Annotated in this window: 7 protein-coding genes; 1 reads left to right on the plus strand and 6 read right to left on the minus strand. The window is 59.0% G+C overall.

The window, feature by feature from the left end; all coding sequences use genetic code 11:
* From AF71_RS03995 to AF71_RS04020, 6 genes are all read right to left on the minus strand, one after another.
* Positions 1-3,350 (minus strand): N,N-dimethylformamidase beta subunit family domain-containing protein (locus AF71_RS03995; RefSeq protein WP_169680083.1); only part of this gene is annotated, 3,350 nt, incomplete at its 3' end.
* A gap of 692 nt (positions 3,351-4,042) precedes the next feature.
* Positions 4,043-5,359 (minus strand): extracellular solute-binding protein, encoded by a 1,317-nt coding sequence (locus AF71_RS04000; protein ID WP_169680085.1) that lies wholly within the window; start codon positions 5,357-5,359, stop codon positions 4,043-4,045.
* A gap of 62 nt (positions 5,360-5,421) precedes the next feature.
* Positions 5,422-6,270 (minus strand): carbohydrate ABC transporter permease, encoded by an 849-nt coding sequence (locus AF71_RS04005; protein WP_169680087.1) that lies wholly within the window; start codon positions 6,268-6,270, stop codon positions 5,422-5,424.
* Positions 6,267-7,151, minus strand: a complete 885-nt coding sequence (locus AF71_RS04010) for a sugar ABC transporter permease (RefSeq protein WP_169680089.1) — start codon at positions 7,149-7,151, stop codon at positions 6,267-6,269. The genes AF71_RS04005 and AF71_RS04010 overlap by 4 nt, the downstream gene beginning before the upstream one ends.
* Positions 7,151-8,233, minus strand: coding sequence for a sn-glycerol-3-phosphate ABC transporter ATP-binding protein UgpC (ugpC, locus tag AF71_RS04015; RefSeq protein WP_169680091.1), 1,083 nt, complete (start codon positions 8,231-8,233; stop codon positions 7,151-7,153). The genes AF71_RS04010 and ugpC overlap by 1 nt, the downstream gene beginning before the upstream one ends.
* 76 nt (positions 8,234-8,309) lie before the next feature.
* Positions 8,310-11,078 (minus strand): sugar-binding domain-containing protein, encoded by a 2,769-nt coding sequence (locus tag AF71_RS04020; RefSeq protein WP_169680093.1) that lies wholly within the window; start codon positions 11,076-11,078, stop codon positions 8,310-8,312.
* Positions 11,079-11,260: 182 nt separating this feature from the next.
* On the opposite strand from AF71_RS04020, the gene AF71_RS04025 reads away from it, so the two are divergent.
* Positions 11,261-12,283 (plus strand): LacI family DNA-binding transcriptional regulator, encoded by a 1,023-nt coding sequence (locus AF71_RS04025; protein ID WP_169680095.1) that lies wholly within the window; start codon positions 11,261-11,263, stop codon positions 12,281-12,283.
* The last annotated feature ends 212 nt before the right edge of the window (positions 12,284-12,495 follow it).

Here is a 12,495-nt window from a genome sequence, read left to right on the forward strand (position 1 = left end):
CTGCCATAGGCACCGGCAAGTGCGGTGCCGAGCGTGCCTGTCGTCGCGCCGAAGCTGACCGCCGTGACGGTCTTGGTGTCGCCGGCGTCCGGATCGGTGTCGTTGGTCAGCACGTTGCCACTGGCGACAGAACCGCCCGAGCCATTGGCAACGCCGCCCTTCTCGGTCGCATCGCTGGCATCGGCAACCGCCGTCGGTGGCGTGTTGTTTGCCGTTGTTGGATTGAATAGAACATCGACCCAGTAGTTCTCGCTGTTGAAGGTGCTGCTCGGAAAAACACTGGCCGAATTATAGGTGTAGACGCCGGCATTCGCCGGAGCCGTGAGTGATCCGTTTGTCACGGAAGAAGCGAAGTAGTTTCCCGTTGCCGTGTAGTGTCCGTAGTTGGTGTGATACGAGACCACATAGGTCGTGCCAGCCGTGATCGCGACCGGGTTGGAAAAGCTGGCGGCCTGCCAACCGACCCCTGACTCGTTGGTGAAGGTGACCGTTGCCAGCCTGGTACCTGTGCTCGACCACAGCGACCCCGTGTGTGGTCCGATGTTCAAATCGCTCTTGTAGTACCGCACGCCCGTGACCGTGCCTGCCACTGAGGATTGGAACTTCATTCCAACTTCAATAGCGTTGCCATCGCCGTCAGGCACGGTGGGCGGTATCGCTGAAGCGGAAAAGAAGTTGTTGCCGGTTACCGTCACTGTTCGGCCAGTACCGGGGGTTTCGAGATTGAGGCTGTCGTCCACCGCCCGGGTCTTTATGGTGAACGTACCGGCTGTCTGCGCGACCCAGCTATAGGTCCAGCTCTCGTCTCCAACGGCCCGGTGCCACGTTGTCCCGCCATCGGTCGACACCTCGACGGCAGCGATGACGCCGCCGACGTCGGATGCGGTTCCGCTGATGGTGATGGCGTTGCCTACCTTAAGAGGGGTCCCGTCGTTCGGCGCGGTGATCGATGATACCGGTTTTGTCGTATCCGTCGACTGCGTTGCTGATACCAGGCCGGCCTCCAATGTGCCAGGCTGGATCCCCATGTCCGCCAGCAGGTTGACCATGGCCTGCTTGACCCGCGGATCGACTGGAGTGGCCTCCAGATCATGGTTCTGATCGAGTCCCCATGCCCAGTAAACCGTGCCGGCGCCGAACACCAGGGCGCCGCTAGGAGCTCGGTAAAGCGTCAGATTGTGCGTTGCGGTGGCAGTCCCGGTGACGGTGCCGTAGTCCAGGAGATATTGGTCCACGGGCAAGGTGGTCGACGACAGTTCGATCAGTCCGGCCGGACGCCAGCCATTATCGGGTGACTGATCCCATTCATACCCGAGATAGTTCTGCTGGAGCGTGGCCGTCTGGCCAGGTTGCAGGTTTGCCACGCTGGTATCGCGCCAGAAGCGCAGATTGGCGTCGTCATACGGGATGGTGATCGAATCGCTTCGGTACGAGTCGACCTGGAACATGGTGCCGGTCAGCGCATTCTCCGGCCGCCCTCCGCCGACCGCGGTCGGCGAGACGAACCGTGGATCCCGGTAGGTTCCGGTCCATTGGTTATCCGGATCGATGGGGCCGGCCCTGGTCTCCTTGTAGCACACCAGGGTGCGATACGCTTGGGCGCCGGAACTGATGCTCGGAGCGAAGCGCGTCTCCCAGTAGACCTCGTTGCCGCTCCAAAAGCAGAGGTTTACACCAGCATCCCGCGCTGCCTCGACGTTGGTGCGCTGTTGTCCCGACCAATACTCGTCGTGGCCGACGCTCAGGAACATCTTGTGGTTCTGAATCAGGCTGCCGAGGCGATCGGAGTCCACTCCGGCCATGTAGGAAACGTCATAGCCGTTCTTTTCCAACCACTGGATGGCTGGGTATTCGACACCGAATATATAATCCTGTGGTCCGGCCGCCAGGCCGCCGCCCCTCGTGGTGATCGGGCGATTGTAGCTAACCGCGTATGCGCGCCCTGGGGACGAGTCGCCTCCCGGCCCGTTGCCTTGGTATAAATTGGCCCCGCCCCAGGGATTGTAGGCCTGCCAGGTCTCATCCGACGTTTGGAAGAGGACGTCGCTGTGGCTGCTGTCGTCGCGCACGATGAACGGGATTTGGTTTTCGCCGAAGGTACCATCCTGACGCACGAGCTTCGCGATGTAAATTCCCGACGTTGCGTCGGCTGGAATTGCCCAAGACGCTGAAACCGACCAGTTGCCGGCGTCGACCAAACCGGTGGCGCTGTCGCGCAACGCTGTAGGCTGGTTTTGCACGCCTGTATGCTGAATGGTGTCAACCTTGCGTGCTCCCATGCCGCCGTAATAACCGAGGCGATAGATGTCGATCCGATAGTTGTTGGAATTGGTATTGATCTTGAAGCTGACGGTCTGGCCCCGATTGATGCTGATGTCGGTGGCGAACCCCTCGATGTTCGAGCTCCCGGCTCCCGTGATGCCCCATTCGCTCTCCGGATTGCCCTGCTTCTGGTTTTCCGCCACAATCGCATTGGTGGTGGCGGCCGCCGCCGCCAGACTCTGCGTCGCTGCGCTTTGCGTGCCCACCGGTTCAGTCACCGCGCCGGAAAGGATATTCACACCCTTGGAGCTTGCGCTTCCCGCTCCGATCTCCCCGCGGCCTGACAATGACCCGTTCGAGACTGTTGAGCCCGTCCACATTGTTGTTCCGTGCCAGCCTGACAAGGGCGAAAGGTCACGGTTCGGAAGCGGGTCGCTGACAGACGCGCCAAATGTTCCCTTGCCGGTCGGTACATAGTCCGATCCCTCGGTCAGCCTGGTTCCGGGCAGTTGGCCGTCACGCTGGAGCATGCCGCCGCCTTGCGCCCAATCGAGCATTCGCGTCGGAGAGGTATGGTAGCCGCCGATGCCAAACGCCAGGAATGAGTGCGATCCGTGAACACTCGCCCGCGCTGACGGGGTCGATTCAGGGGTGACGACTTTGCCGGAAGCGGACCCGCTCCCTACACTAATCGAACCTGGTCCGGACGCTGTCTGCGCAGCACCGTCAACAGCAAACGGCTGATGTGCTACAAAGTCGCCGCGTTGAACTCCGGCTCCGCAGATCGTTGCGAAACCATCGGCCAACGACGGCAGTGTGGTGTCGTTATTGACCTGGCCGTGAGCGTCGCAGACCACCCCCGTCGACCGATCGTCATCCTCATTGACCGCGATGGTGTTGACGGGACTGTCGGAGGCAGTGCCAGACTTGATCGCATCGGTCGTTTGTGCGGCCAGCGCGAGTTGATAGTTGTTATCTTCCCTATAGGCGGTATTGCGAAGCTTTGCCTTTCGGCCCGCTAGCCACCGGGGAGTCAACGAATCCAATAGCATTGAGCGAGATGCCCAACGGAGAGCTTTGCGATGCATGGCATGCCCCCTCGCGAAAATCTACCAATGTGCAGATTGTCGAATCATAGCCGAAGAAGCGCAAAATACCTTGTACGCCTTTCGAGCTAAATCGGGCGATCACCTTTTGGCCAATGAGGACCATACCGCTCTCGCATGACGGAGAGACGCCGTTGGAGGCGTCAGCGACGCCATGCAGGCGTTTTACGAAATCGCTAGAGAAGCGGGTCATGTCCACTAAGACCACGAATGGACATGGTTTTCGAGGTTGAAGCCTCCCTCGCCTTCCATGACGATGATGTGACCATCGCTGCTCTTTTTTAGGGATATCAAACATTGCAGGATACAACTGACCCATCCGATCCTGATCGCTGGTCCAACTCTCCGGCAGGAGCAGCCGTAAGCTCACCGGGGAGCCTTGTTGCGGGCAGCGAACGCTCGAGCTTGGAAGGGCAGAACTGTACCGAAGGTGAGCAGGAACGCGTCAGGATGGCCATGCGACCGATCGAGAACGAAAGGAATTACCTCGCCAGGACGCTTGCTGCGATTCCAGCCGGGGGGCCAGGAGTTAAGCACCGAGCTGTCAAGGACGGTTCCTGTCTTTGGAGCGCGGTCTTGCAGAGTGCCGATCTGCTGACCGCGTCCAGTTTCCCCTCTACAGAGGCATAAATTGCCAAAGGGCTGTCCGGAATGCTCGAACAGCCCCTTTATGGCTAGTTTGCAAGCAGATCGTTGACGCGGGTTTCGGCGTCTGTGAGCGCGGCATCGATCTCTTTTTGCCCAGTGATCGCAGAAGCGATCTCTTCGCCGATGATGTCGTTGACCGCGAACTGATGACGAACCTGTGCAGGCAGGGGTTTTGCGACGTTTGCGATGCTGAGGATCGTGGTGCGATGCGGCAGCGCCTTGAACTCTGCTGAATCAATGACCGCCTGCTGAGCCGGCAGGTGACCGGTCCTGGCCCAATCGAAGTTGTGATCGGCCATGAACTTCAGGAACTTGCCGATTGCCGCAACCTGCTCCGGGGTACGATCCTTCTTTGTCATCGCCCAGGAGTGGCCATCCGACCAATAGGCCGGTTCACCGCCGAACACCGGCGGATACGGATAGACCGCGTAGCCGTTGGTGAGCGCGTTGTCGGCCTCTTTCGACAGGGCATCGAAGTCACCCACAACCCAGGTACCATTCAGGAGAACACCACCGTCCCCCTTGGTAAAGCCGGACAGGGATGCAGCATAGTCCTGGTCTTTCGTGGTCAGATCCTGATCGTAGATGTCCTTGAACAGCTGGACGATCTTCTTGGCTTCAGGTGTGTTGAGTTTGACATGGGTCGGATCTGCGAAGAAGTCGGACTTCATCTGGGTCAGGTAGATATAGAGGGCACGATAGAACGCACCCTTTTCGTTGGCCATGCTCTGAACGAGATAGGGCTTGCCGGTCTTTTCCTTGAACTGCTTAGCCTGTGCGAGCAGTTCATCGGCCGTCTTCGGCAGCACCGGCGTTCCGTCATCATTCACCAGACCCGCCTTGCGGAAATAGTTCATGTTGATGTGCCACAGCATGGTGTGGGAATCGATCGGCAGGCCGAATATCTGGCCTTCCTTCGTCACCCCTTCCCGGCCCGCCGCGGTGAAAGTGGAAGAATCGACGCCGGCAGCCTTCAGTACCGCGTCCAGAGGCTCAAGAAGACCCTTCGACTGATAGTCGGACAGTACGGATTCATGGATGGTGACGACATCTGGCGGCTCGCCCGACGCCAGCTGCGCCGTCAGCTGGTCGTAACCAGGCCATTCGACGGTGTTCACATTGATCTTGATGTCGGGATTGTCGGCAACGAACTTGTTGATCTGCGACGTGATGATTCCGCACTCGCCTACAGCCTTGCTGACGTCGGTGTTGGTTTCCCAATCGGCGTCGCACGCTCCGAAGAACCGTTGAACTGTAATTTCGACCGGATCACCGGCCAGAGCTGGCCACGACGCCATGGTCAGCGTCGCCGCCAGTAAGATGTTCCTCATGCCAATCTTCATTGCAATCTCCTCCTATTGCTTGCGAAAATGCGTGTTGAAACCGGATTGTCAGATCATGATCGTCATCGCACTGCGTAACCCGAAACCGCTGTGACGATGTATTTCTGGAAGAACAGGTAGACAGCGAGCGTTGGCAGGCCTGCGAACACAGCCTGAGCCATCAGGAAGCCCAGGCCTTCAGTCTGGGCGAAGTTCATCTGCATCGAAGCAATGCCGGTCGTGATCGTGTACATGTCCTTCTTGGTCGCCGAGATGAGCGGCCACAGATAGTCGTTCCAGGCACCGAGGAAGGTGAACACACCGAGTGTCGCCTGGGCCGGGATGGTAAGGGGTAGAAGAACCGTCCAGAAGATCTTGAAGCGCGACGCGTTGTCGAGCAGTGCTGCCTCATCCAGTTCCTTGGGAATCTCCCGGAAGTACTGCGTCATCAGGAAAACACCGAATGGCGCAGCCAAACCGGGCAGGATCAGGCCAGGATAGGTATTGTGCAGTCGCAGCATGCTGAAGATCTGATGACGTGCGACGATCACCGCCTGCTCCGGAACGGCAAGGCCGAACAGAACGATGACAAACAGAATGTCGCGCCCCGGAAACCGTAGCCGCGCGAAACCATAGCCGGCAAGCGACGACAGGATCAGCACACCCAGCGTCATCCCCGACGAAACGATGAGACTGTTCAAGAACCATCGGAAGACATTGGATCCGCCAAACACGTCTGCGTAGTTCTTGATCGTATACGGAACGTGGAAGACCGAATTCGTATCCAGCTTCAGTTCCGCATTGAGCTTGAACGACAGCCCGACGACCCAAAGGATCGGCAATACCATGATCAGGCCGGCTGCCACGACGCCGAGAAGGATGATCCGGTCTCCCAGGGATTTTCCGACAATGCCGGAGCTCGTGCGGCTCATCGATTTTCTCCCTGCCGGTTGGAAAGGAAGTACTGCAGCATGCCGGCCATCAGGATGATCGCGAACAGGACCTGCGAGGTCGCAGCGCCCATGCCGACATCGAAGCGGGTGAAGGCAACGTCGTAGATGTAAAGGACAATCGGTCTCGAAGCATTGTTGGGGCCGCCCTGCGTCATCAGCTGGGCCTGGCCGAATACCTGGAACTGAAGCACGCTTTGAATGATCAGCACGAGCAGGAATGTCCGACGTATCGACGGAAGCGTAATGCGCCACAGCGTCTTCCAGCGCCCGGCATTGTCGAGCGCAGCCGCTTCATAAATCTCGCCCGGCACCTGTTGCAGCGCGGCCAGAAACAGCATCATCGGCAAGCCTACACCCCACCAGACCGTTGCGATCGCAACGGCCGGAAGCGCAAGACGCGCATTGCTTAGGAAGGTTACCTGCGGCAGACCGAACCAGCCGAAGATATTGGAAAGCAGGCCAATGTCGGGAATGAAGACGATGCGCCATATCAGCGTCACCACTGTAACCGACAGCACGGACGAGGCAAAGAAGACGGCGCGCATCACCGAGGCGAAGCGTGTCTTGCGATTGAGCGCCAGCGCGAGTGCAAGTCCGAATACCGCGAGAACCGGCACGGTCAAGACAACGAAATAGAGCGTATTCAGAACTGCCCCGCGGAAAATCCTGTCGTTGAAGAGGCGCGTATAGTTTGCAAGCCCCACAAACTTGCCGGGACCGAACAGGTCAGCCTTCGTCAGGCCAAGCCAGAAGCCCCAAAAGAGAGGAATGACGAGCAGGCAGACGAAAACAAGCACGAAAGGCGCAACGAACAAGCCGTTTCGCAATCGGGATTCGTTCATGTGGATGGCCTGGCTCATCACGCTGCCTCCGCGGTGTGATAGCCTCGGCCGGCCGCGTCAAAGAGGTGGGTCCGGCGGCCGTCCAACGTCAGGGCCACGGCTGCGCCTGGCGCGAGTGGGCTGTCTCCTTTGGCTTCTGCCACCAGCAGCGAGTTATCCGCGATGCGCGCATAGACGAGCGTGCGATCCCCCAGCCGCTCGATGACCTCGACAACGGCATCCGTGTCGCCTGTGCCGGATCGCCCGATCGAAATGGCTTCAGCGCGGACACCCATCGTGTAGTCACTGGCCGGCGCCAGTTCTTTGATTGGAACCGACGTATGGACAGTCGTTCCGTCGGTTAGGCGAACAAAATCGCGGTCCAGTTTCACGGGCAGGAAGTTCATGGCAGGAGAACCGACGAACTCGGCGACGAAACGTGTCGCAGGTCGTGCATAAATCTCCATTGGTGTGCCGACCTGTTCGATGCGGCGATTGTTCATGACCACGATCCGGTGTGCGAGCGTCATCGCCTCGATCTGGTCATGCGTCACGAAAACCATCGTCGATTTGACGCGGTTGTGAAGCTGCGCCAGCTCGACGCGCGTTCTGACGCGAAGTGCCGCATCGAGATTCGACAAGGGCTCGTCGAACAGGAAGGCTTGCGGCTCCTTGACGATCGCGCGGCCGATGGCCACGCGCTGACGCTGACCGCCGGACAATTGCCCCGGCTTGCGATCAAGCAGCTTGTCGAGAACAAGAACCTTTGCCGCCTCCGTTACCCGGCGAACGATTTCCGCTTCGTCGATCCCGATGTTGCGCAAGCCGAAGGCCATGTTGTCGCGTACGCTCATATGCGGGTAGAGCGCATAGTGCTGGAACACCATGGCGATACCTCGTTCGCCCGGCGGCAGATGATCGATGCGCTTGCCGTCGATGCGTATCTCACCGCCGTCGATGCTCTCCAGCCCGGCAATCATTCGCAGCAAGGTGGATTTCCCGCACCCGGATGGGCCGAGGAAGACCATGAACTCGTTGGAATTGATCGTCAGGGACAGGTTGTCGATGACCTGCACCGCACCGTATTGCTTGCTGATGTTCACCAGTTCGATGAGCGCCACGTATTCCTCCGCTGATTGATTTCCAGAGCCTGCCGCTTGAGGCCGAGCGCGGTTTTCCGCGCCCGCCTCAGCTCGTTCATTTGCTCTGATTGACCGTCGCGATCATGGCATCGAACAAGGCAGCAGCGACCGGATCGGTGCCGGCCGGGTGGCTCGTCAACCGGAAGGTCGTTGCAACGAGATTGCCGCGCCCGACACGTCGTTCAGCGATGGTGACGGCGGGTTTGTGGACCCAACCGATGACCAGCCCGCCGTGGACCGGTCCGGCATACTCGAAGGTGCGGAAGCCCGTCATGACGTGATGTGGAACAACCTTCTCGAAGGACAGGTCGAGCAACGGGCCACCCGGCAATGAAGCAAACGCACCTTTGCGTCTGATCCAGCTGAAGTTGGCAATCCAGTCGCCACGCCAGAGCGTACCTTCACGTGCGATCAGTCCGATTCCTGGAAGCTGCTGGTCGATACCAACAGGCATATCCCGCTCATCGATGGTCATCTCGCGATAGAGCTTTTCGCCTTCGGGAATGTCCTTGCGCAGATTGCGATGCGTGGGAATGCTGCCATCGGCGATCACAAGATAGCGTGCCCCGTGGCGCATTGCCTCAATGTCGCTCTCATCAAGGGCATGCGCCAGATTGACCTCCGCTTTATCAGGCTCAGAGACCGGATAGCCCAGTGTCTCTGCAAAAGCGCGAAGCGCCGGATCCTTCGAAGCGATGCTCGGCAGGTTGGCTCGGCCGCGCTTTGCGTACAGCGCGATATCGAGAACATTGGTCGCAAGCCGCCGTCCGTTGGACATGACCTCAAGTTCGATGCGAAGCATGCGATTGACGTCGGTTTCCGGCATTTGCATCTGCACTATGCCGACGCTTTCCACCGCGTTGGCACCCGTTGCCGGCAGTGCCCGCTCGCCGTCCTGCCCGTAGGTCCAGCGGATCGTTGCGCCATCAGGAATGGACGCGCCACCGGTCGCCACCGAGAGATCCACCTCCAGCACTTCGCCGGCGTAGGCAGACCAGGCATTCGGGCGGGCGATCACGACGATGTCGCTATTGATGCTCGCGAAGTCGTCGTGGAAGACACGCGGATTTCTGTTGATGTCCAGAAGGCCGTTTGCCTCCCAATGAACGTCCGTGAATTCGGTGATGACGTAGCCGACGATCTTGGGATGGGCGCGCATCACCTCGATTTCATATTTGAGGTTCCCGAACTGGTACCATTGCGCGGCCTCGATAAAAGATCCGAAGTCCTTGAAGACAGTGTCCAGATGGAGCGCGCGGAAGCGCTTTTGAACGCCATGCGGATAGGCGACGCCATCACCCCATGTCGCACCGGTTTCCATCCAGAAGGGCTCGGAACCATCTTCCAGAAGGAGTTTCGAGGGATCGGGCAAGCCCCACACGCCAAACTCGGAGACGATGAGAGGCTCTTCGCCTCGCCACTGCGCATCGCCAAGGCCAGAATAGCTCCACGCTGCGCCCTCGGCGAATTGCCTGGTGATGTCGTCCCACTCTTCGCGTCGTTCCGGAATGGAGCGGTAGTAGTGGTAGTCATTGAGGTCCGACTTCACATGGAAGTTCGGGAAACAGGCGGAATTGTCCGAAACAAGACGGCTCGGGTCGAGCGTCTTCAACCAGTCGTAGGTCTCGGTGAGCCACTGGCGATGATCGGCGTTCTCGACGATACGTGTTCCCCAATCCTCATTGATGATCGTCCATGCGATGATCGACGGGTGATGGCCATCGCGCCTGACGATTCCCTGCATGGTCTCGCGCATTCGCCTCGCCGAGGCATCGCTGAAGGTCTGGACGTTCGGAATTTCGGTCCAGATCAAAAGACCGATACGGTCCGCCACATCGTAGTAGCGCGGGTCGGGAACCTTGATGTGAATGCGCAGCGTATTCAACCCAAGTGCCTTGGCCTTGCGCGCCTGGTCCTCGAGGAACTCAAGCGAAGGCGGTGTGCAGATGCCTTCGGGATAGTAGTCCTGATCAAGTGCTGCACGCATGTAGAGCGGAGCACCGTTGAGGAAGAGCTGGCCGCCCCTGGTCTCGATGGTGCGAAACCCGAATGTAACCGAAATCGCATCGACGATTGCGTCTGCGACCGAAAGGCTGATGTCGGCACTGTAAAGCTGCGGTGCATCAGGCGACCAGGACTTCACCTCGCCAACAACGACGCTCAAGGTGCGACCAGATCCCTTTGCCGCGGCCTCCAGGGCTCCGTCCGGCCCGTAGACAGCGACGCGCACCTCAGCGTCTGCCGCGGATGCGGAAAGGTCCAGATCGAAGCGAACAACACCCGAGGAAAGGTCTGCCCTTACCTCGGCATGCTTGATGTGGCTGGTATCACGCGCCTCCAGCGTCACCGATTGCCATATGCCACCGAGAGGGCCGTACCAGCTTTGCTTGCCATGCGGAATTTCCGCAAAAGGAAACTGCGGGTACCTGGTCGCGTCGGCGCTCGGAAGCGTAACCGAGACCTCGATCTCATTTTCCGCTTTGAGGATGCTGTTCGGAATCATCAACGAGAACGGAAGGTAGCCTCCTTCGTGGTTGCCGATAGGCTGACCATTGACCAGGACTTCAGCAAAATAGTTCACCGCGCCGAAGTGAAGGGAGATGTCGCGCTCCGCCCATTCTTGCGGCAGAAAGAATCGTCGACGGTAGCTTGCGGTGCCAAACGCGTCGCGAAGATCGGCAAATTCGGATTGCCAAACGGATGGAACGGAAATCGAGCGGCAGTCGGCATCCCCTTCGAATTTGAACTGCCAGAGGCCGTCGAGTGTCATTCGCTGGCGCGCGTCCCGGGATAGCGGCAATGCGGGCGTGACAGGGGCGGTCATGTACTCTCTCCCTTGCGAATTATGTTATTAGTTATATTATTAGTTATGGGTACAGAGAATATAACTACCTGGCAAGCCGGAAAATTCGGGACCCGCAAAACCCACAGTGGACGGTTGTCGGAAAACTGGGTTTTCTATAATTTGATGAATGGGATGGGCCGATCGATGAAGTGGGACAAGCATTGACCAAGCGTGCAACCATGGTTGACGTTGCACAGCGTGCAGGCGTCTCACAAGCAACGGTGTCGCTGGTATTGAATGGGGTCAGCAATCCCCGCGTTTCAGAGGTGACCCGATCGCGCGTCGTGGAAGCGGCCGAAGCCCTTGGTTATCGCAAGGGCCCCCGACACAATGTTCCCGAGCATCGGCGACCCGTTATCGGGCTGCTGCTCGATGAAGTCAGCACAACACCGTTTGCCATGCCCTTCATCGAGGGCGCGCGCGATGAAGCCGCCCTGCAGGATATCCTGATCGCGACCTTCTGCACGCGCTCGGATCCCAGGATCGAGAGCGCGGCTCTCGATCTGCTTCAGGAATTGAACGTCATCGGCATTCTTTATACCACCCTGACGACCCGACAGATCGTTGTCCCGGAACGGCTGAACGACATCCCCACAGTTCTCGTGAATTGCTATGAGAAGCATCGGCGTCATCCCTCGGTCGTTCCCGGCGATATCGCCGGCGGGCATGCGGCGACCGAGGCGTTGCTGAAGGCCGGTCATCGAAGGATCGCGCACCTGAAGGGCGAGGACTGGATCGAAGCTGCCAGGGACCGCGAGAAGGGATACCGGCAAGCGCTGACCACATGGGATGTGCCCGTCGACGAAGACCTGGTATTGATGGGAGGATGGACCGTCAATGGCGGCCGCGAACTGACCCTCAAATTGCTTGATCGGAAAGACCCGCCGACTGCCATCTTCTGCTTCAATGACCGAATGGCCGTCGGCGCATATGACGCCATCAAAAGCCGCGGCCTGCGTGTGCCCGAAGACATCTCCGTGGTGGGATTCGACGACGAGGATCTGGCCTCCTACCTGGTGCCACCACTTTCAACGGTGCTGTTACCCCATGACGAAATGGCGCGATGGGCCGTCGGTGTCCTCCTCGACCACAACGAGGGTATTTCATCCCACCGAACCACCCAGAAGATCAAGCTCGAGTGCCCATTCGTTGAACGCGGTTCGATCGCAGCCCCTCAGTCTTGATGCGGTCGATACATTGCCCCGTCGTTTTTGACCTTGGAAGAGGATCATTGTCGGTCCACCGAGGAACGGGATCATGTCGCCCAGGAATCGCGGGATGTCGCGCACCCTGGCGCGCGCGCGCCGTGATTTTCCTGAAGTGGTTTCCTTTGTCAGCGTTCAGCAAGCTTGAAACTCACGCATCGTCGATGCTGGGCGGCGGCAGGTGATCTGGT

Source organism: Rhizobium sp. 57MFTsu3.2, from assembly GCF_012932765.1.
Lineage (GTDB): Bacteria > Pseudomonadota > Alphaproteobacteria > Rhizobiales > Rhizobiaceae > Rhizobium > Rhizobium altiplani.